Genomic DNA, 20,842 nt, shown 5'->3' with positions numbered 1-20,842 from the left:
AATGGAACCGCCGTATACCGAACGGTACGTACGGTGGTGTGGGAGGTCGGCTGCCTAATTAATGGGTAGCCTCCTACCCGATTGGCGATTCCGCCGGATGAATCAGGCGGCTGGCTATACGGCGTTGGATCATGATCAGGCGATATAGCAGCAAGACAGCGGCCACAGCCAGCCCGGTAATGAGGCCAATCCAGTATCCGTAAGGGCCTTGCGACGTGTAGTTGGCCAGGAAGTATCCCAGCGGGAGGCCGATGATCCAGTAGGCGAGCAACGAGATCCAGAAGCCGGGACTGACGTCCTTATACCCGCGCAGCACGCCTTGGGTGGGCGTCGCAATGGCATCGGACATCTGGAAGAAGATCGCGTACACCAGGAAGTGCTTGATTAGCGATACAACTTCGGGTTCGCTGGAGTAGAGCTGGGCGACGCCTGTACGGAACAGCATCAGCAGGACAGCGGTGGCCAATGCCATAGCGGCAGCGGTGCCGATGCCAAGCGCTGCGTATTGCCGGGCGTCCTTGAGCCGGGCAGCACCGGTCTCGAAGCCGACGAGGATCGTCAGCGCCAGACAGATGCTGAGCGGGATCATGTACAGCGTTGAGGCGAAGTTGTTCGCCGCTTGGTGAGCCGCGATCGTGACGGTATCGAACCGGCTCATCAGCAGCGTCACCGCGGCAAAGACCGCCGTCTCGAAGAAGATCGCGAAGCCGATCGGGACGCCGATACGCATCAGCTCCCACCATTTGGTCAGCGATACGCGATGCAGCTTGCTGAACACGCCGTACGCCGCGAACGGTTCCTTCCGATGCACGATCCACAAGGCAATCAGGAAAATGCACCAATACGTAAAAGCCGTAGCGATTCCGGAGCCGATGCCGCCAAGCCGGGGGAAGCCGCCGCGGCCAAAAATAAGCAAGTATCCGGCGCCCACGTTTAACGGAAGCGAGATCAGCGTAATCATCATCGATATGCGCGTTTGCCCGAGCGCATCGATAAACGAACGCAGCACGATATAGCCAAACAATGGGACGATTCCTGTGGAAATTGCCACGAGAAAATAGAAAGCCACATGATGGACCTTGGGCTCAAGGCCCATCGAATTCAGCACAGGGGAGACCGACAACGCACCGGCCAGCAGGACAACCAGGCTCACGGCTACCGATAACCAGATTGCCTGAATAACATGATAACCTACTTTATTCTTCTCTCCGGCCCCTACGAGCTGAGACACGATGGGCGTGATGCCCATCAGGATCCCGCTGAGACCGGTTTGCACCGGAATCCACAGGCTTGATCCGATCGCTGTTCCCGCCAGGTCTGCCGGACTTGCATGGCCGGACATCATCGTATCGAAGAAGGTCATTAGCGACATCGTGACCTGGGTGATCAGAATCGGAACTAAAATGCGTAAAAATTGAGCGTATTTCTGCTTCAGGGTATACGTTTGTTTCATAAAACCACTTAACTCCGATCATAGTAGTTACTTGAGTACAAGCCCAACCAAACCCAAACCCGGGCAACAGGCCCGGGTTCGACGGCGGTGCAGCTTTATTATTCATAATCGACGCCGGAAGTATAACGGTTGGAGGCGTTCCAGAGCAGGAACTCATCCACCTTCATTTCCTTCAGCGCCCGAATTTGTTCTTCCACTTCATGCTTGCCGTATTTGATATAATGACCGCTTCCCAGCCAGCTGGCCGTAAAGTCTTGAATCCACGGACGGATGATCGGCTGCTTCTCGCCAAGTTCCGCGAGTTTGGTCTGAGTATCCTTCACCGCACCCTTAATGGTCTGGTAAGGAGCTTTGTCAGGGTCCTTGGCATTAAACCATCCGGTTGTATAATGGCTTGGATAAATCATCGGAGAAATGACGTCCACGTTGTCGGAGATCTTCACAAAATCCTGGCCGATGCCTTCGGCCGCAGGCACAGATGCGGCGTACCCGAAAATATCAACGGACACCCGAACTCCTAACGGTTCCAACTGCTCCTTGGCGTATTTAACGAATGAGGAGACGGCATCAACGCGGCTCATCTCATTTTTCGTATAGATCAGACTGTCTGCTCGCTTCTCGAAGCCTTCCGGGAAACGCACGTAGTCGAACTGAATTTCCTTAAAGCCTAATTTTGCTGCTTCCTTTGCAATCTCAATATTATAATCCCAGACCTCTTTGTTATAAGGATTTACGAAGCTGTCTCCCTTGCCGTTGCTCCATACCGATCCGTCCTTATGGCGGAAGGAGAGCTCCGGATGCTTCTTGGCTAAAATCGTATCCTTAAACACGACGATCCGGGCGATTGGATAAATATCATGCTTCTGCAAACGGGCCATTAACGCATCGATGTCACGGATGAACGGTTGCGGTTTTCCCCATTTGATGAGATCGGGATTATCCGTCTTGTAGGTGATATTTCCCAAATCGTCCTTAATGTCGATGACCATCGCATTCAGCTCGGTCTGATCGACGAGATCAACAAGCTGATCCATGCGGGATCCCCCGGCGCTGTAAGCTGTAACGTAAATACCTTTCACTTTCGGGGCATCTACCTGCGGGTCTACCTTCAAATCCGATGGTTTGATAGGATTGTCCAGGCGGCCTTCTGCTAGATTTACCTTAAATGTGTGTGCGACCGATGTCCACATCGTGTTCGCCTGCACGGCTTCGTTCCCCGCAGCCTGCTCTTGAGGCGCTGCTCCGCTGCCTGTTCCCAAGGCCAGAAGTAGTAATGTCCAGATGATGTTCACATGATATCTCTCCCTTGTATGCACTCGCTGTTTATTATATCGGAAGAGGAGCCCCTAGAGGGAACAGGAATGTCATAATTGGTAAAAAGTTTCAGAGTTTCATAGACGAGAAAAGCGCAAAAAGCCGTTTCTCCTGCATAAGCAGAAGAAACGACTCATCCTGCATGGAAGCGTTACATATTTTAATGAAGCAACGCCGGGTTTTGATGTTCGCAGATGCTGAATTGAATAATCTCCAGCGCATCCTGCGGTTCCAAGATGGTTAGGCCATCTCGGAGGAGAATCGTAGAGTTCAGTTCCTTTTGATTCAGAAAAGGCAGCATATCCGGAAACCACTTCTTTACGATTTGTTCCAGTCTTACCGTTTCCATTTCCACATCCATCACCCTTTCCTTTCAGAATCATTCGCCGCGGAATCAATCCTAAATCGGAAAAGCAAAAAGCCTGTGAAATACGGGGTAAAGCTGAACCCTTTAAAATTGTGAAGGAACCGCTGTGATTATTATAACAAAGAAGCAGCCGTTTGAAAACGGCTGCTTCTTTCAAGAAAATGCTTAACGACGTCGAAACGCGCCCATCACCCCGACCGTTTCCACGATATTCACGAAAGCGGCGGGATCGGTTTGCTTGATGATTTCCCGCAGTTCAGCCAATTCATAGCGGGTCGTGACGGTCATCAGCATATCTTTTTCTTTGTGGGAAAAAGCGCCCTGAGTCTTCATCAACGTAACCCCGCGCGGCAGCGTCAGCAGTCGTTCCAGCAGTGCTTCCGTTTTGTCAGTGATAATAAACAACGTGACTTTGATATGACTGATATGAATCAGGTCAACGACTTTGCCGGTAATATAGATCGAGACCATGGATGCCAGAGCAAGATCCCAGTTGCCTTCGAGATACCCCATCGCAAGGATGACAATGCCGTTTAGTCCGACGATCACATTGCCAACGGGGAAATCTCGGAAGCGGGTCACGATCGAACCTACGATATCGAAGCCGCCAGACGAGCCGCCGACGCGGAACGAGATCCCGCAACCGATGCCGACGAGCACACCGCCGAAGACCGCAGAGAGCAGGGTATCCGACGACAGCAGCTTGTCCGGTGTCGGAATCAAGGCAATGAACCAGGTTGTAGCGGCAACCGACAGGATGCTCAGTCCGATAAATCGTTTCCCCAGGAGAAACAATCCGGCGATCAGGAGCGGTACGTTATAAGCCAGATACATCGTGCTAATATCGAGGGGAGTGAAGTAGGCGGTCAGCATCGCTAGCCCAGACACGCCGCCGCTAAGCAAATGAAGGGGCACGAGGAACAGGTTAAAACCCGCAGCGATCAAAGCCGCCCCGAGTACAATAACAGTCGCATTTCTAATTTCTTTAAACACTATCGTTCACCTCACGAAAATAAAGGAAGTATCCCAACCTGCTTGCTGGTATTCCATTTATGTTTTGTGCTATAATGTTTGAGATATTCTTGAGTAGGTACTCTTTTCCATTTTTCAAGCTAGTACCAAGCTAGTTCTATGTAAAATTTACAGGCGGATTGGACAGCCTATAAACGTTTGAAGGTCCCCCAAGGTCAGGTATTGAGCGTGGGCAAAGCAGGACTAAACGCTACTTAAGAATACCGTTAAGCTGGTGGAATGTCCACTATATAGAAGGAGTATGATACATTGAACACATTCGCAGATTTCGGCCTAGAGCCTAAAGTATTGCAAGCTATTACGGAACTTGGATTTGAAGAAGCAACCCCGATTCAGGCAAAATCGATCCCGATCGCATTGACCGGTCGTGATTTGATCGGACAAGCACAGACGGGGACAGGGAAAACCGCGGCTTTCGGTCTGCCGCTCATCAACAAGATTCCGAAGGAAGAAGACCGTATTGTTGCGCTGGTTATGACCCCAACTCGGGAGCTGGCCATTCAGGTCGCTGAAGAAATCGGCAAGCTGTCCCGCTTTAAAGGCACCCGCTCTCTTCCCATCTACGGCGGACAAGACATCGTACGCCAAATTCGCGCATTAAAGAAGAAGCCCCAAATTATTATCGGTACGCCGGGCCGTTTGCTTGACCACATTAACCGGAAAACGATCAAACTTGACGATGTTAAAACCGTCGTTCTGGACGAAGCCGACGAAATGCTCGACATGGGCTTTATGGACGATATTCAATCGATCCTGAAGCTGGTTCCAGAAGATCGCCAAACGATGCTATTCTCCGCAACCATGCCGGCCAATATCCAGAAGCTGGCTCAGCAGTTCCTGAAAGATCCGGAGCATGTGTCCGTTATTCCGAAACAGGTCAGCGCGCCGCTCATCGATCAAGCCTACATTGAGGTGCATGAACGTCAGAAATTCGATGCTTTGACCCGGTTGCTGGACATGGAGTCGCCGGAGCTGGCGATCGTATTCGGTCGGACGAAGCGCCGCGTGGATGAATTGTCCGAAGCGCTGCAGAAGCAAGGCTATTCCGCCGACGGCCTTCACGGGGACCTGTCGCAGAATCAACGTGACAACGTCATGCGTAAATTCCGTGATGGCAGCATCGACGTTCTCGTGGCAACTGACGTGGCAGCCCGCGGTTTGGACGTTTCCGGGGTAACCCATGTCGTGAACTTTGACCTGCCGCAGGATCCGGAAAGTTACGTTCACCGGATCGGCCGTACCGGCCGCGCCGGGAAAGAAGGGGTCGCATGGTCCTTCGTGACGCCGCGCGAAATGGATCACCTTCGCTTTATCGAACGGATTACCCGTCATAAGATTGCTCGTAAGCCGCTGCCAAGTATTGCTGAAGCGATCGAAGGCAAGCAACGGATTATTGCAGAACGCTTGATCGAGCTCGTGGAGAACGGTGAACTGAACGAGAACAAGGGCATCGCAATCCAGCTCCTGGAGCAATACGATTCGGTGAACCTGTTGGCGGCTGCGTTTAAGCTGATTACGGGCGACAAGAACGAAAAAGTCAACATCGAGCTGACACCAGAAGAACCGATCCGTGTGAAACGCCGCAATCCGGACATTCGTTCCAGCGGACGCAAGCCTTCGGGTTACGGTAATCGCGGCGGGGGATACCGTCGTGATTCGCAAGGCGGTCGCGGAGGTTACGGCAAAGGCGGTTACAATCGCGACGGCCGTGACTATCGTTCCTCTGATCGCAAGCCGCGGACTGGTTCGAGCGCCGGGGACCGCAGACCTTCGAAATATGACGGTAACTCCTCTTTCGATAATTAATCGAACGAGAAGCTTATCCCATATCATAAAATGAAAGAAGACGGAGGATTCTCCGTCTTCTTTGTGTTTGTGTTCATTACAGGAAGATCGTGCGGCTCACGATTACGAGCAGAATGAACAGAACCAGAATCGTACCCGTGGAAGTCCAGAATCCACCGCCATATCCTACACCGGACATGTGATAACCTCCTTTGAAGATGTTGATGGTTTGAAGTTACGGTATATACTATGGCACAGCGGCCCGATGAGATTAGACACTTACCCAAAGCCGCACAAATTAGGCGCTGGAACGAGCTGGACGAATCATGTATAGTTAATATAGGCAGAGCGATTCCACTATACAAAGCTTGAGAGGGGAACTTTACTTGGAATACAAAGGTTTGATGGGCGGATTTTATAAAATTACCGAATGGATTATGCGTATTGCCGGCAGTAACCTGCTATGGCTGCTGTGCTCCTCGCCGTTTATGATCGTCCTGGCAATGAAACTGCTCTTATTGCTGCAATCACCGACGCCTCAGCCGGAGACGCTCACGATTTGGATCATGGGTGTTTTGGCACCGTTTACACTGTTTCCAGCAACGGCCGCTTTATTTTCCGTGACTCGGAAATGGGTGATGGGGGAAAGTGACTTAAGTATCATCAAAGTTTACTTCAAAGGGTACAAAGAAAATTACAAGCAAAGCATGATCGGCGGTATCTTCTATACGATCCTGTTCGCGATTATGTATGTGGACTATGAAGTGTACATGAACCAGATGAACAACCTGCAGATGATTGGCATGGTGATGCTGTTCTTCCTGTTGATCTTATCTCTATCGTTGTTTAACTTCTTCTCACTGGTGGCCCACTACCATCTGGGTGCACTTCAGTTGATCAAGAATGCGATCCTGTTTACGATTCTTCGGCCGTTCCGCACCTTGTCCACCCTGATCTGCGCGGGTGTGCTTGGGTTTCTGACTTTGCGCTTCGGCTGGTTGATCTTCTTCGGGTTCGGCAGCTTAACAGCCTTCGTCGCGTTCTATAACTTCTACATCGCTTATAACAAGATCCAGGAGAAGGTAGAGCGGATGCGCCAAAACGAAAATGCTTCGAGCAGCAGCACCCAGCAAGACGATGAGGACTTGGGACTTGAACTTCCGTCGAGTGAGGAAAAAGAGAAGGATTGAAAAATGGCGGAAATTGCCATCCCCATCCTTGTCAGATGAGTTTACATTTGCTTAACGAAGCCGTATAATAGGTTTACGTCCTGCGATGTGCGTTTCGATTTCCGTTATTTTGAACCAATGACAGTTATCTCGGGAGACCTACATTGCGCCGCCGCTGAAAGGCCCTATCCATCGGATGAGGGGACTTCATAAGCGTCGTTGCGGTCACCCACCTGCGGGTGCAGGTTCGAGATAATGTAATCGGACGGCATAGGCGGGTCTATTAATGAAGCATGAGAATGGTACCTTGTACTCTTTTTGCCAATGAAAGGGGACAAGGTGCTTTTTTGTTTGTGCCAAAATGTTCAACCTCGCTTTTGTTTGTCTGCCAAGAATGTTAAACTAGAGATTAAGAAAACGCATACCCAAGTTACATAGGGCAGGATCGTGAAGGAGGAAGAACAGTTGTCATTTAAACGTACGTTAATCGGCATTTTCCGCAGCCAAGAAGGAACCAGCGACCGTGCGAAGATGCCCGAACTCAAAACCAGATATTATCAATTATCCAAAGAGAAATGTTGGGAGGAAGTTTCCTCAACGTTAAAGAAAATTCCGGGCTATAAGGTACTGCATGAAGTGCCGTCCGTCGGCGAGATCACGTTGGAGAAACGGACCAGCCTCGGTCGTGTCATGGACATTACTGTATCGATCGTGGGCACTGGGCCGGCACGGAGCGCGATTGATATTTATTCGGCGACACGTGGATCGATGGGGGACCTCGGTGCAAATTACCGGAACATCCTTCAACTTTTCTCTGTGCTGGATAAGAAGCTGGCGGCTTATAAAGTCTCTTCGAACCAGTAAACCTGTATGGCTACGACAAAAAAAGCGAGCAGGGAGATGCCTCTCCTACTCGCTTTTCGTTTGTACCGAAGTCCTCGGCTTAAGAAAGCAGTGCTTTTACGGCAGCTACCGGTTTTTCGTAATCCGGATGCTCGGTCATTTCCTTCAAATATTCGACGTATTGGATCTTATTGTCTTTATCAACGACAAACACGGCACGCATATCGAGCGCGAACTCTTTGATCAGTACGCCGTAGGCTTTGCCAAAGGAGTTGTCTTTATAATCCGAGAGCGTGATGACGCGGTCCACGCCAGCAGCGCCGCACCAGCGAGCTTGGGCAAAAGGCAGATCTGCGCTGACCGTCAGCACAACGACGTCATCGCCAAGATCGGAAGCTTCTTGGTTAAACCGACGGGTTTGCGCGTCGCAAACGCCGGTATCCAGTGAAGGAACTACGCTGATCAGTTTGATTTTGCCGGCGAAGTCCTGAAGTGTAGCTTCTTCCAGCAGGTTTTTATTTAAGCGGAAATCTGGAGCTGTATCGCCAACTTTCAGTTCCGGGCCGATCAGTGTGATCGGATTGCCTTTAAATGTAGCTACATTTGCGCGTTCTTGGGCCATGTTTATTTCCTCCTAGACAGATGGATTTATTCAATCAAATTTAATTATAATCGTTTTGAAAAGAAAATGTCCAACATTAGGAAAACAACGGTAAGGAGGCGGTCCGTTTGATTTTCATACGATACGAGAACTGGCGAAGCTACCTGCGATATTATCCCGTCACCTGTCTGCTTCTGGCAGCTAACATCGTCATGTTTATCATCCTTGCGCTGAATGGGGGATCGACGAACCGGATTACCCTGCTCAGATTCGGGGCGATGAGTGATATCGAGCCTTTCGCCGGGGAAAGCTGGCGGTTGTTTACGGCGATGTTTCTGCATAACGGGTTTGATCATCTGTTTTCGAACTCGTTTGCGATTCTGGTATTTGCGCCGCCGCTGGAGCGACTGCTGGGCTGGTGGCGATATGCCTTGGTCTATTTGGGCAGCGGACTGGTCGGCAACTTGATCAGCATGGGGGTGTATCAGTTTAGCTCGGTGCCTCATATCTCAGTTGGGGCCTCAGGCGCTGTCTATGGCGTGTATGGCGCATTTCTCTACATTGCCTTGCTGCAGCGTCACCTGATGGATGAAAGCTCGCGAAAAACGCTGTACAGCCTTCTCATTATTGGGGTGATCTATTCACTATTAGTTCCCAAGATTAACCTAGCCGCTCATGTTGGCGGGTTGGTTGGCGGCTTTTTGATCTATGGACTTCTTGTCCGTTTGTTAAAACGGCGTTGAACCAATGGATTGTAAATGGTACATTTAATTTAGAGTATTATGTCATCAGAAGATGTTCGATGTTCGTAGCACATGCGAAATGGAGCGATCAGATTCGTGGAATTGAGACAACTGCAGTATTTTGTAAAAGTGGCGAGGAAAGAGCACGTGACTCAGGCTGCCGAGGAACTGCACGTCGCCCAATCGGCGGTAAGCCGGCAAATTCACCAGCTCGAGCAGGAGCTTGGCGTTAATTTGTTTATGCAGAAGGGCAGGAATCTCCACCTTACCGCTGTGGGCCAGCTATTCTGCAGCCGGGTGGAGATGATTCTGAAGGATCTCGACCGGGCCGTGAGCGAGGTGCACGAATTTCTCGATCCGGAGCAAGGGGAAATTCGCTTAGGCTTCCCTAATAGCCTAGGTATTCATATGATTCCTAGTGTAGTGGCAGAATTCCGCAAGCTGTATCCCAATGTGAAGTTTCGGTTCAGGCAAGGCACTTATCCTACATTAATTCGGGATGTAGTTTCGGGAGAAGTGGATTTAGCTTTTATTTCTCCGTTTCCGGAAAATCATGATCAAGTCACCGGTAACGTGGTATTAACCGAGGATTTGGTAGCCATCCTTCCGCCGGGGCATCCTCTGGCTGGGGAGCAGAGCATCAAGCTCAGCCAGCTGAAAGACGAGAAGTTCATTTTGTTCAGCAAAGGATATTCCTTGCGGCCAATCGTTTGGCATGCCTGCCTGGAGGCTGGGTTTACGCCGAAAATCGCCTTCGAAGGTGAAGAGACCGATACGATCCGCGGGTTGGTTGCCGCTGGGATGGGCGTCAGTCTGCTGCCGGAAATGGCGCTGTTTCAGAGCTTTACGCTTCAGCCGATCCGTGTGCGGATCTCTGAACCGAAGGTGACTCGCACCATCGGGCTGATCCATCGGGTCGACGAGAAGCTGCCGCTGGTAGCCCAATCGTTCCGAATGTTCCTGCTGGAATACTTTGGACTTCAGGTGGATACGCCGCCAAACCAACAGAAATAAAATTGATTCATCATGGAACGTTCTCTAAGGTGGGAACGAAAAAAAGGCTGCACGATCTCGAGCCGATTGGGCTCGGTACCGTGCAGCCTCTTTTTTTGAGATTACAGGTTATTCGCGGTTGCTTGTAAAAATCAGAATGTAGCGAAGCAACTCCAGAATGGAAATCAACGCGGCAGCTACATAAGTTAATGCGGCAGCATTTAATACTTTGCCAACACCGCGTGCTTCATTCGGCGAAATGAAGCCTTGTTGAAGCATGACTTTGCGGGCCCGATTGCTGGCGTTGAACTCCACCGGCAGCGTCACGATCTGGAACAATACGGCCGCGGAGAAGAAAATAATCCCCAGACCAATCAGGTTCAGTGCGCCGAACAGGAAGCCGGCGAGAAGCAAGAAAGGAGCAACCCCCGAGGCGAAGTTCACCACCGGGAACATCCGGTGACGCAGCACCAACATCGGGTACTTCTGCTTGTGCTGAATTGCGTGTCCGACCTCGTGGCAGGCAACGGCTACCGCAGAGATGGAGCTCTCATAATACACCGGCTCCGACAAGCGGACAACGCGGTGAATCGGGTCGTAATGGTCTGTCAGCGCGCCGCGCACCGGTTCGATAGGGACATCATAAAGCCCGTTCGCATCCAACATCCGTCTCGCGGCATCATGACCGGTTAAGCCATAAAGGTTCTGGACCTTTGCCCATTTGTTAAAAGTGCCTTTCACCCGAAACTGCGCCCACAAGGACAACCCAAATGCGAGCAGAATGGGAATCAGCATCACGTCTGAATACATGAATCATTCCTCCATATGATTTAGTTATCAAAGAAGCAATTGAGGCTGTTCAGGAGTAAGGGTTAGGAAAAGGGTCCGTGATTCAGCAGAAGCCGAATCGCTTCCATGCAGGCCAAGCTTTGCGGAAGCAAATTGGCGAAAGCGCGTTTGGCCTGGTTCGGCTGTAAGCTGGAAATGAGCGGCTCCAGCTCTTTGACCTCGCGTTCTAGCTGCTGCATATGGAGCTCCAACGAGCTTAGTTTCTCCGTCACTTGTTCTTCCGGAGAAACCCGGTGCCACTGGTCCAGCTTCTCGCGGATCTCTTCCAACGTATATTTCTCCTGTTTCAATTGATTAATACGTTCCAGCCTGGTCAAGGTTTCACTACTGTATAAACGATAATTTGTCTGGGTTCGCTTCTCCGGGGAGATCAGCCCGAGCTTCGTATAATAATCGATTGTACGCTCGCTGACATCAGCTGCCTTCGCTAACTCTCCGATCCGGTACAGTTTCTTTACTCCAATGTCATCACTCTCCCGACAATTCCAAAGGATAGCATTCTATATTTATTCTATTTATCCCCATAATACTTAACAACAAGCATACAGTCAAACGTCATACTTTATTTTTGTCAGTAACTATAAGGCGTGTTACCGAAATACCTTACATACAATGTAATAATACATGCAATTTGGCGATTTTTTTTGAAAAAAGTATTGTCATCCCTGAATCTTTCTCTTATAATCACATTAACAATTCATTTTGTGTTAGGAAACTTAACATTGGGGGAGTGTTCAAAATGAAGAAGAAGTGGCTTTACGGGGTACTCATTTTTCTTGCATCGTTTGCGTTTCCGGTCTCGGCGTTCGCAGCGGAGGGAGAGGTTACCGCTCCGGTTCTGGAGCTGGGCCTGAACTCGCTTTTCGTATTCGTCGCAGCCATGCTCGTATTCTTCATGCAAGCAGGCTTTGCTCTTCTTGAAGCGGGTACAGTTCGGATGAAGAACGCCGGACACGTTGCAGGTAAAACCGTCCTCACCTTGGGGATTGCTATTCTTGCTTGGTGGCTGATTGGTTTTGGCTTCGCTTTTGGCGACGGCAACAGCTTCCTAGGTACAACCGGGTTCTTTTTTGGAGGAGAAGGGGATATCGGTTCGTTCAGTGTATTTGCTGAAATCGGCGTACCATTAAATCTGATGTTCCTGTTCCAAATGGCGTTTGCAGCAGTATCGCTGGCGATCGCCTGCGGCGGGATGGCAGAACGTGCGAAACTCAGTGTCTACATTATCTTCGGAACAATCTTTATCGTATTGATTTATCCAATTGTCGCTCACTGGGTATGGGGCGGCGGCTGGCTTGGTAACTTGGGAATGCAAGACTACGCTGGTTCGACGGTAGTTCACTTAACGGGTGCTACAGCGGCGCTTGCAGCAACGATTCTGCTGAAACCGCGTCTTGGTAAATACAATAAAGACGGTAAACCGAACAACATTCCAGGTCATAACCAAGTGTTGACGGTACTCGGCGTTATCATTCTGTGGATTGGCTGGTTTGGTTTCAACCCAGGTAGTGCATTAACTCCTTTGGGTGATGGATTCTTCGGTTATGTGTTGATGACAACGAACCTGGCTGCTGCAGCTGGTGCAGTTGCTGCATTGCTGATCTCCTGGGCAGTTCTGGGCAAGTCGGATATTCCAAGCATGCTGAACGGCGTGCTGGCGGCTCTCGTAGCGATTACTGGTTCTTGTGCTTTCGTTGATGCTTGGGCTTCCGTTATCATCGGTGCGGTTGCTGGGATCTTGACCTTCTTTAGCGCTAGATGGTTTGAACGTGCTGGTGTGGATGATCCGATTTATGCCTTCTCCGTACACGGGATCGCCGGGGTATGGGGTGCGGTTTCCACCGGTCTCTTCGCAACGCCGGAGCTGGCTGAGACTACAGGTGTAGGTAAAGCAGGCTTGTTCTACGGCGGTGGTTTTGGGCAATTAGGGGTTCAAGTGTTGGGTGTTATCGGGACTTTCGCTTTCGTACTGGTACTGTCGTTCCTGATTCTCGGAATTATGAAATGGACGATGGGGCTTCGCGTTACAGAAGAAGAAGAAACGATGGGTCTGGATATCAGTGAACATGGTACTTACGGGTATCCGGAGCAAATGAGCTTACTGAACAAAACAACTTCGTCTGGTATTCCTGCGGAATAATTGAAGACAGAGATCCTGGCGTGAGGCGTCCGGAAGAGAAAGGAAGTTGGGCTTATGAGTCATGAGACGGCCATGAACAACGCAAATTTAGACGCGATTCGGTCCGCCGCAACTCCCGGTTCGCTAAGAGCGGCCAGAATCGATGAGCAGAATCGCTTGTACAGCAAACTGACAACGATGCCGATTCAGGATTGGAACCGTGAAGTCTCGGACCTGCATGATGCCGTCATGACCCAAGCTTGCCGATGCTGTGAAGAAGAAATGATCCAGGAGGGCTTCGGCCCTCCTCCTTCGCATTATGCCTTTATTGCGTTTGGAAGCGCCGGTCGGGCGGAATCCACGTTATGGAGCGACCAGGATAACGGTTTGATTTACGGGGATGGTGATGCGGATCAGCTGGAAGTCTACTTTGAGCGCTTTGGTGAGAAGCTGTCAGAGATTCTCGAGCAGGTTGGTTATCCCCCATGTCCGGGCAAGGTGATGGTGTCCAATCCGTTATGGCGGGGCAACCTTGACGCGTGGGAGAAGCAACTGCTGGAATGGCGGGATATTTTGGCTTGGGAACAGGTTCGTTACTTGATGATTGCTGCCGATTTGCGCCATATCTGCGGGGATGCGGAGCTAACCGATGGCTTGCGCAAGACGATGAAGCGGATTATGGAGGCGGATCAAGGCGGTGAACGCGATGTGGTGACGGCCATTTTGCGGAATACTGTCCGTCACAAAGCGGCACTAAATGTGTTGGGGCAAGTGATCACAGAGCAAAGCGGAGAACATGCCGGGGAATTTGACGTGAAATACGGGCTGTACATCCCGATCGTGAACGCCGTACGTTACTTGGCTTTGCAATACGGGATCGAAGCCTCGAACACTTGGGAACGGATTGCTCAACTCCTTCAGCTTGAGGCTGTTCCGACACGGTGGCTGGAGTCGTGCAGCCGCGCGTTTAACACGGCGGTGAAGCTAAGATCGCTTGTATCACCGGTCATCGAAGACGGCTTGCTCACGGGTTCTCATTACTTGCCCCAAGAAATGCTAAAACAGAAAGAGCTCCGGCGCGAGCTGCGGGAATCGCTCAGTACGGTCAAGGTCATGTACCGCACACTCCAAAGGCAGCACCGGTATGCGGAAAGGAAATGGTTATGAAAGAACCGATGAAGGGAAATGGTGGTTTTTGGGATGCTTTTAAGGGCGGCGGAGTGTCGCCAAGGATCGCCTCGATGCTTGGTGCTCCCAGCGCACAGCAAATCGCTTTCGTTCGTTCATTAACCAAAGGACAGCGCCGTCCGGAGACGCTTCACGTTCCGCTGGCTGAATTGAAAACGGCCGTCTTCGATTTGGAGACTACGGGATTTCATTACCATTATGGTGATGAAATCTTGTCCTTTGGAGCCATAAAAGTGGAGGGGGAGCGAATCACCGATGAGGTGTATTACTCGCTGGCCAAACCGGCTTGCCAAATTCCTGAGCGAATCATTGAATTAACTGGAATTACGCCGGAGATGGCTCAGTCAGCTCCATCCTTACTAGAGGCGTTGCGCGAATTTATGGCATTCGTGGACGATCGGGTGTTGGTTGCCCATGGCAGTGCCCATGACAAAGCTTTTTTGGATGTGGCGTTATGGAAGACCACCAAAGCTCATCTCGGGCATCGGGTGCTGGACACGATGATGATCGCCCGGAAGCTGGAACCGGACCGGCGTATCTCTGGCAGCCTGGACGAATGGCTGGCCGTGTACGAGATTCCAGTGACGAAGCGCCACCACGCATTGGAAGACTCCAAGATGACAGCTCAGCTGTGGACTGCGTTAATCCAACGGTTAAAAGAACAAAACGTGATTACTTTGGGAGATCTGTACACCTTCTTAAGCCGAACGTAAGCCTTTGCTGTCCTAGTTTTCACGTAACTTGATGGGCAGCAGACGATAACCTCCTGAATAAGCACTTATCCCATACGCGTGTAGCATGAAGCCGTCCGGTTCGCCGGGCGGCTTATCGTTTGATGGATTCATCCGTCCACCAATTAGGTACAATTGAAGGCGATCGGCAAAATTCGGAAGCTGACGCAAATCCTCTGACGATGGCTGCGGCGGTGAAGTGGGGTGGGTGTGGTAGACGCCAATCAATCGCGGATCAAAGCAACTGCGAACCCAGATGGCGGGGTCGAGTTCAAAAGCGTGCAACGGAATCTGCGAATGGTTCGCCACAGGAAGATAACGTTCAATGGTGCCGATGCGGCCGTCCAGCGATCCAAACAGCAGCCCGCAGGCTTCCTCCGGGTAACGATCTTGCCCATCCTGCAGCATTTCGTCACGAATATGCGGCGGCAAAATCCAGGATTGATTCATTTTGCATGCTCCCGTCGTGATAGGTTAGAGTTCACCTTTTTCTCGATCCATTGTAACAAATCGTTAAAAAAGGGTACAATAATTACGGTAAACATAATCTTCAAAACCAGATGAGGTCATAAAAGGACGGGCAAAAGATGAAACGTAATCGATGGATACTTGCCGGGTTGCTGGTGTTGCTGGTTATCGCTCTGCTGGACCGCGGGGGACAGGAGGGCTGGTTCGGCAGCTTCCTCAGCGGCTCTAAGGGAGACAACAACGAACCTTCGCTTGGCGCCATGGCAGCCGAAGGGGCTCCGAAGCCGGGAACGACTGCGCCAACGTTCGAGTTAACCGGATTGGATGGCAAGACGTATGAGGTTGGGGGCAAGCGGGATAAAGTGCTGCTTCTGAACTTCTGGGCGTCCTGGTGCGATCCGTGTAAGGAGGAAGCGCCTGAGCTGAAGGCGTTATCTGAGAAATACAAGGATTCACTGGACATCTATGCCGTGAACGTTACATTATACGATAACCTGGATGAGGCCAAGGCCTTCGTCAAAAAATATGGCTACACCTTCCCGGTTCTCTTGGATGAAAAAGAGGAGCTTTACCGGAAGTATAATGGTATTGCCTTTCCGACCAACGTGCTGATTGACGAACAAGGCGTGATTCGAGACGTCATCGTCGGAGTCATTTCGCCGGAAGAGTTGGAAGCCAAGATCAAAAGCTTGATATAGCACAGAAAAAAAGCCCGAATCACCGTGAGTAACGGAGATTTGGGCTTTTCGCATAAGAGATGGCGTTTAATGGTTGACGAGTCCCCATCCGGCGGAAGGAATCTCTTCGTAGTCCTCCCGTTTCGTCTGTCCCAGCAGCGCGTAACGGATGGAGTCCACTAGCGCTTCCCAGCTCGCTTCGATGACGTTGCTGGACACGCCAACGGTATTCCAGGAATTGTGATAATCCTGGGATTCGATCAATACACGTACCTTCGATGCGGTAGCATCTTTGTCGTCGAGGACGCGCACCTTGTAGTCCGACAAATGCATATCCTTCAAGCCTGGGTAATAGGTAATCAAGGCTTTGCGAAGCGCATTGTCGAGGGCGTTAACCGGACCGTTGCCTTCGGCCGCGGTGTAGACGCTGACTCCGTCAATCTTCAGCTTGACGAAGGCCTCGGAAACAACTGGACGGTCAGCGGTCTTCTCAACGAGCATCTTAAACGATTCGAAGACGAACAGTTCCTTCATATCGCCATTCGCCTGACGCAGCAGCAATTCAAGCGAGGCGTCCGCGCCTTCGAATTGATACCCTTGATGCTCCAGTTCTTTAATCTTGGCGATAACTTGTTTGGTGTTCTCGTTCTCCGGATTGAACTCGATTCCCATCTCCTGCGCTTTGGACAGGATGTTGCTTTGTCCGGCCAATTCGGAGACGAGCACGCGCTGACGGTTACCAACCAATTCGGGAGCGATATGCTCATACGTCCGCGAATCGCGAAGGATGGCCGAGACGTGAATGCCTCCTTTATGGGCGAACGCGGCGTTTCCGACATACGGCTGGTTGACCGGCATATGCACGTTGGCGATCTCACTAATGTAACGGGCGGTATTGGTCAGTTGCTTTAACCGGTCGGGTTCAAGCACTTCGTAGCCGAGCTTTAGCTGCAGATTCGGAATAATTGAGCAGAGGTTGGCATTCCCGCAGCGCTCCCCGTATCCATTCATCGTCCCTTGGATTTGGCTTACGCCGGCACGGACGGCACTAAGCGAGTTGGCGACGGCCAGCTCACAGTCGTTGTGGGTGTGGATGCCCAGCTTCGAGCCGGGAATGACTTGGCACAATGCGCTGACGATATCATACACCTCGTGCGGCATCGTACCTCCGTTGGTGTCGCACATGACCAGCCAGTCGGCGCCAGCCTCTTCCGCTTTGCGTAAGACGGAGAGGGCGTATTCAGGATTGTTCTTATACCCGTCAAAAAAATGTTCCGCGTCAAAAATGACCTCGAGCCCTTGCCGCTTCAGATAAGCGATCGAATCGAAGATCATGGCGAGGTTTTCCTCTAACGTCGTTTGCAGCGCGGTATGCACATGGAAATCCCACGATTTTCCAACCAGCGTCGCAGCTGGAACACCGGCTTCGATCATCCGATTAAGGTTAGCATCATGTTCGGCTAGGCTGTCTTTTCGGCGTGTACTGCCAAAAGCGGTAATCTTGGCCTGCAGCTTCAGCTCCTTGACCCGCTTAAAAAATTCGATGTCCTTCCCGTTACTGCCCGGAATTCCACCTTCAATATAATGGACCCCAAGGTAATCCAGCTTTTTGGCGATCTTCAGCTTATCGTCCGCCGACAGGCTGATGCCCTCGCCTTGGGTACCGTCTCGCAAGGTTGTGTCGAAGATGGATATTGGCTTTGACATGATCGAAGTATCCCCCTTTAGCAATGGATGAGGGTGGTTAGCTCTCCCCGAATGTTTAGTTTTTAATTAATAATTATAACATCAACATGTTAAATGTAACATGCTTTTTTGAGAGAACAGAAAGTATAAACTTCTTGCCCCTTAGCGATATTGACCGACTTTCCGGGGACAGGTATGCTGAACTTAGGAGTAACGTATGATAAACGAGGGGTAGGAAATGAGAGATACCGCTGATTTTTACCCGGCGCGGGGTAGAGTCATTTTACATGTCGATATGAACGCTTTTTACTGCTCGGTCCATGAGGCGGAGGAGCCGGACAAATATCGAAACCGACCTACCGCGGTAGCGGGGAGCGTGGAGCTGCGCAAAGGAGTAATCGTCACCTGCTCGTATACCGCGCGTAGAATGGGAGTGTCGACCGGAATGACCGTGAGCCAAGGGTTGAAGAAATGTCCCGAGCTAATCGTCATCCAGCCGGATTTCCATCTATACCGCAAATATTCCCGGGCGTTTATGGACATTGCGTACGAATACACGCCGCTCCTTCAAGCGGTTTCCATCGATGAATGTTATCTCGATATTACCGGCTCCAAACAATTTGGGACCCCGCTTGAAATTGCCAATCAAATCCAACAGCGGATCCGTGAAGAACTAGGCCTTCCCTGTTCGATTGGGATTGCGCCGAACAAGCTGCTAGCCAAGATGGCCTCAGATATGAAAAAACCTAACGGCATCACCGTGCTGCGCATCCGGGACGTGCCGAAGCTGCTGTGGGACAAACCGTGCAGCGACTTGTTTGGCATCGGCCGGAAGACGGCCGAGAAGCTGAAGTCGATGCGAATCTATACGATCGGGCAGTTGGCGGCTGCCGACGAACGCAAGCTGATCGAGCGGTTTGGGGTGGCCGGTGCTTGGATGAAGCAGGCGGCGAACGGCAGGGACGATTCGCCGGTGAGCGATGAGCGCGAGCGGAATAAATCAATTGGCCATACGACCACCCTTCCGCGGGATATCAGCCGGATGGAGGACGTGCAACGCGTGCTGTTGAACATCGCCGATCAAGTTGCGCGTCGGCTGCGGCGGCAAAATCTGATGGCCCAGACGATCCAGATTACGATCCGCACCCCGGACATGAAGACGATCACCCGCTCGCAAAGTTTGGATACCGTCACCGAACAAGCGGAAGTGATTTACCGGGAAGCCTGTGAGTTGTACCGCCGCCATTGGAGCGAAGATAAGCCGGTTCGACTCCTAGGAATCACTTTGCAAAATTTGGTTCCCAGGGAGGAATCGGCGTTGCAACTGGATCTGTTTGATTATGAGCGGCAGCCCAAAAAAGAGTCATTAACGCGAACAATGGACATGCTAAGAGATAAGTTCGGAGAAGATGCTGTGCTGACGGCAGGAATGTTGACCGATGATCCCTCGGCATTAATTCGCAATCATCGCATTCGCGGAACTTCGTTGCAAACTGACTTCCTTCGCCAGAACCGGGACGAAGAGGACGACCCTGCTCGTTGAAGGAATTATCACCTATCGGGATTGGAATAATACGGAAAATGAATTGAAATTGTAAACTATTTATATTATATTGATCATGGTGTTATAAAAAGCACCGGACTCGTACCGTTTATTCAGGAGGCAGATAAGAGATGGCGAAATATACTTGGGTTGAGAAGGACACATGTATCGCTTGCGGCGCTTGCGGCGCAACAGCACCGGATATCTACGATTATGACGATGAGGGTTTGGCCGAAGTAATTTACGGCAATGACGGCAACCGCGGGATCACGGAGATTCCGGAAGATCTGTACGACGATCTCCAAGACGCTTGCGACGGCTGCCCAACGGATTCCATCAAAGTTGCAGATGAGCCATTTAATAAAGAAGGCTAAGCCTTTGGAATAACTGCTCAAAGAACGCTCTGCGCCGATTTTGGCGAGGGCGTTCTTTTTTTACGGCGGCCAGGGTGGGATCAGGCGATTTTCTATCAATCTCGGCCCCTTTTTGCAGGAATATCCCGCTCGGTCAGGTAGTTATGTTTAGTGCTTTTGCAGGATTATCCCGTTCGCTCAGGTCTTCGTCCTCCTTCCTATGAGCTATCCCATTGGATCAGAATGAATAGGAATTTGCCTTCCAACAGAATGGGTTCTGAATGAAAGGGATAATCATGCAAAAGAGCTGTCCAGCCAGTGACAGGAGTCCGGCAGCTTTTTGATTATGAGGCCTGCTTTGCTGGGTACATAGTCGCGAAATTTTGAGATTGGTGAAAAACTGGATAAGAAACGGTGTTGTTTTTGCCGATATAAGGAATGAAAGGGATTTCTCAACGACTCTCTAATTGGAGGAACTGATGGGGAACTCGGCTTACCTTAAAAAATATGTGGAAAACCACCCACATAATAAAATGGCTTGGTATCTGCTAGGCAAAGAATATGAAGCAAGCGGGCAAGCGGGGAAAGCCCGCTACTGCTATATTCAGGCGGGCAACGTGTACGAGGCGTTTGAATCAAGCAAAATTCCGCTGCCTGAGGAAGTGCTGGCCGGTTATAAAGAAGGGCTGTTGCAGGAGTCGCATCGCAAGGAAAAACGAAGCCGCTTCCTGCGCAAGCTCAGTCTTGCGCTGCTTCTTGCGCTGCTGATGTGGATTCCCTCGGCGGCTCACGCGCCGGGGGATCGACAGGCGGCGGTGCCCGTGCACGCCGTCGATGCAGGTGCGGGTGACGATGCCGACCGCGAGGAGGCATCGGAGGAACCGCTGAAGCCCGCCGGGGATGAGGCGGGCGGAGGGGCGCCTGCGGG

General features: G+C 51.0%; 21 protein-coding genes, 1 other RNA gene and 1 pseudogene. 13 read left to right on the top strand and 10 right to left on the bottom strand.

Going from position 1 to position 20,842, the window contains the following annotated elements:
- Nucleotides 1-73: 73 nt before the first annotated feature.
- The 4 genes from RW092_RS07390 to RW092_RS07375 all read right to left on the bottom strand — a co-directional run bounded on the left by RW092_RS07390 (nt 74) and on the right by RW092_RS07375 (nt 4,127).
- Nucleotides 74-1,453, bottom strand: coding sequence for an MATE family efflux transporter (locus RW092_RS07390; RefSeq protein WP_316009903.1), 1,380 nt, complete (start codon nt 1,451-1,453; stop codon nt 74-76).
- A gap of 98 nt (nt 1,454-1,551) precedes the next feature.
- Nucleotides 1,552-2,745 carry a putative glycoside hydrolase gene (locus tag RW092_RS07385; RefSeq protein ID WP_316009902.1) on the bottom strand — a complete coding sequence of 398 codons (1,194 nt, stop codon included), beginning with the start codon at nt 2,743-2,745 and terminating at the stop codon, nt 1,552-1,554.
- A 182-nt stretch (nt 2,746-2,927) separates the two neighbouring features.
- On the bottom strand, nt 2,928-3,128 hold the full coding sequence (locus RW092_RS07380) for a hypothetical protein (RefSeq protein ID WP_009222784.1): 201 nt from the start codon (nt 3,126-3,128) through the stop codon (nt 2,928-2,930).
- Between the two features lie 171 nt (nt 3,129-3,299).
- Nucleotides 3,300-4,127 carry a YitT family protein gene (locus RW092_RS07375; RefSeq protein WP_316009901.1) on the bottom strand — a complete coding sequence of 276 codons (828 nt, stop codon included), beginning with the start codon at nt 4,125-4,127 and terminating at the stop codon, nt 3,300-3,302.
- 288 nt (nt 4,128-4,415) lie between these two features.
- Between RW092_RS07375 and cshA the strand changes: the two genes are divergently transcribed.
- Nucleotides 4,416-5,972, top strand: a complete 1,557-nt coding sequence (gene cshA, locus RW092_RS07370; RefSeq protein ID WP_016312743.1) for a degradosome RNA helicase CshA — start codon at nt 4,416-4,418, stop codon at nt 5,970-5,972.
- Between the two features lie 76 nt (nt 5,973-6,048).
- On the opposite strand, the gene RW092_RS07365 is transcribed toward cshA, so the two are convergent.
- Nucleotides 6,049-6,150 carry a hypothetical protein gene (locus RW092_RS07365; RefSeq protein ID WP_016312742.1) on the bottom strand — a complete coding sequence of 34 codons (102 nt, stop codon included), beginning with the start codon at nt 6,148-6,150 and terminating at the stop codon, nt 6,049-6,051.
- Between the two features lie 187 nt (nt 6,151-6,337).
- Here RW092_RS07365 and RW092_RS07360 point away from each other — a divergent pair, with 187 nt between their 5' ends.
- From RW092_RS07360 to RW092_RS07350, 3 genes are all read left to right on the top strand, one after another.
- Entirely contained in the window at nt 6,338-7,141 is an 804-nt protein-coding gene (locus RW092_RS07360) for a YesL family protein (RefSeq protein WP_085278777.1), read from the top strand.
- A 74-nt stretch (nt 7,142-7,215) separates the two neighbouring features.
- A non-coding RNA gene (ssrS, locus tag RW092_RS07355) (6S RNA) lies at nt 7,216-7,405 on the top strand.
- A gap of 180 nt (nt 7,406-7,585) precedes the next feature.
- Nucleotides 7,586-7,984, top strand: a complete 399-nt coding sequence (locus RW092_RS07350; protein WP_316009900.1) for a DUF1499 domain-containing protein — start codon at nt 7,586-7,588, stop codon at nt 7,982-7,984.
- Nucleotides 7,985-8,063: 79 nt separating this feature from the next.
- Here RW092_RS07350 and tpx read toward each other — a convergent pair whose 3' ends face one another.
- Nucleotides 8,064-8,585, bottom strand: a complete 522-nt coding sequence (tpx, locus tag RW092_RS07345; protein WP_028538737.1) for a thiol peroxidase — start codon at nt 8,583-8,585, stop codon at nt 8,064-8,066.
- A 107-nt stretch (nt 8,586-8,692) separates the two neighbouring features.
- On the opposite strand from tpx, the gene RW092_RS07340 reads away from it, so the two are divergent.
- Both RW092_RS07340 and gltC read left to right on the top strand, forming a co-directional pair.
- A complete protein-coding gene (locus tag RW092_RS07340) occupies nt 8,693-9,307 on the top strand; it encodes a rhomboid family intramembrane serine protease (RefSeq protein WP_028538736.1) in 615 nt (204 codons plus the stop codon).
- 96 nt (nt 9,308-9,403) lie between these two features.
- On the top strand, nt 9,404-10,321 hold the full coding sequence (gene gltC / locus RW092_RS07335) for a glutamate biosynthesis transcriptional regulator GltC (RefSeq protein ID WP_016312737.1): 918 nt from the start codon (nt 9,404-9,406) through the stop codon (nt 10,319-10,321).
- A gap of 108 nt (nt 10,322-10,429) precedes the next feature.
- On the opposite strand, the gene RW092_RS07330 is transcribed toward gltC, so the two are convergent.
- Both RW092_RS07330 and RW092_RS07325 read right to left on the bottom strand, forming a co-directional pair.
- A complete protein-coding gene (locus RW092_RS07330) occupies nt 10,430-11,110 on the bottom strand; it encodes a zinc metallopeptidase (RefSeq protein WP_016312736.1) in 681 nt (226 codons plus the stop codon).
- A gap of 62 nt (nt 11,111-11,172) precedes the next feature.
- Nucleotides 11,173-11,598: a MerR family transcriptional regulator gene (locus tag RW092_RS07325; protein ID WP_174844472.1), complete on the bottom strand. Its 426-nt coding sequence runs from the start codon at nt 11,596-11,598 to the stop codon at nt 11,173-11,175.
- 290 nt (nt 11,599-11,888) lie between these two features.
- Between RW092_RS07325 and RW092_RS07320 the strand changes: the two genes are divergently transcribed.
- Genes RW092_RS07320 through RW092_RS07310 form a run of 3 tightly spaced genes read left to right on the top strand, consistent with a single transcriptional unit; the run spans nt 11,889 to nt 15,169 of the window.
- Nucleotides 11,889-13,289 carry an ammonium transporter gene (locus tag RW092_RS07320; RefSeq protein WP_316009899.1) on the top strand — a complete coding sequence of 467 codons (1,401 nt, stop codon included), beginning with the start codon at nt 11,889-11,891 and terminating at the stop codon, nt 13,287-13,289.
- 54 nt (nt 13,290-13,343) lie between these two features.
- Nucleotides 13,344-14,435, top strand: a complete 1,092-nt coding sequence (locus RW092_RS07315) for a DUF294 nucleotidyltransferase-like domain-containing protein (RefSeq protein WP_316009898.1) — start codon at nt 13,344-13,346, stop codon at nt 14,433-14,435.
- Nucleotides 14,432-15,169: an exonuclease domain-containing protein gene (locus RW092_RS07310; protein WP_028538732.1), complete on the top strand. Its 738-nt coding sequence runs from the start codon at nt 14,432-14,434 to the stop codon at nt 15,167-15,169. The genes RW092_RS07315 and RW092_RS07310 overlap by 4 nt, the downstream gene beginning before the upstream one ends.
- A gap of 12 nt (nt 15,170-15,181) precedes the next feature.
- On the opposite strand, the gene RW092_RS07305 is transcribed toward RW092_RS07310, so the two are convergent.
- Nucleotides 15,182-15,637: a M67 family metallopeptidase gene (locus RW092_RS07305; RefSeq protein ID WP_316009897.1), complete on the bottom strand. Its 456-nt coding sequence runs from the start codon at nt 15,635-15,637 to the stop codon at nt 15,182-15,184.
- A gap of 137 nt (nt 15,638-15,774) precedes the next feature.
- Between RW092_RS07305 and RW092_RS07300 the strand changes: the two genes are divergently transcribed.
- A complete protein-coding gene (locus tag RW092_RS07300; RefSeq protein WP_028538731.1) occupies nt 15,775-16,353 on the top strand; it encodes a TlpA family protein disulfide reductase in 579 nt (192 codons plus the stop codon).
- A gap of 66 nt (nt 16,354-16,419) precedes the next feature.
- Here the strand turns inward: RW092_RS07300 and cimA are convergent, their stop codons facing one another.
- On the bottom strand, nt 16,420-18,039 hold the full coding sequence (gene cimA, locus RW092_RS07295; RefSeq protein ID WP_009222800.1) for a citramalate synthase: 1,620 nt from the start codon (nt 18,037-18,039) through the stop codon (nt 16,420-16,422).
- A 217-nt stretch (nt 18,040-18,256) separates the two neighbouring features.
- Here cimA and RW092_RS07290 point away from each other — a divergent pair, with 217 nt between their 5' ends.
- The 3 genes and pseudogenes from RW092_RS07290 to RW092_RS07280 form a co-directional block, all read left to right on the top strand.
- Nucleotides 18,257-19,561 (top strand): DNA polymerase IV, encoded by a 1,305-nt coding sequence (locus tag RW092_RS07290; RefSeq protein WP_016312729.1) that lies wholly within the window; start codon nt 18,257-18,259, stop codon nt 19,559-19,561.
- A 131-nt stretch (nt 19,562-19,692) separates the two neighbouring features.
- On the top strand, nt 19,693-19,935 hold the full coding sequence (locus RW092_RS07285) for a ferredoxin (RefSeq protein WP_009222802.1): 243 nt from the start codon (nt 19,693-19,695) through the stop codon (nt 19,933-19,935).
- Between the two features lie 512 nt (nt 19,936-20,447).
- A pseudogene (locus RW092_RS07280) lies at nt 20,448-20,842 on the top strand (L,D-transpeptidase); the annotation flags it as partial.

This window comes from Paenibacillus sp. 3LSP (assembly GCF_032465655.1).
Taxonomy (GTDB): domain Bacteria; phylum Bacillota; class Bacilli; order Paenibacillales; family Paenibacillaceae; genus Fontibacillus; species Fontibacillus barengoltzii.
This window is presented reverse-complemented; position numbering and strand designations above follow the sequence as displayed.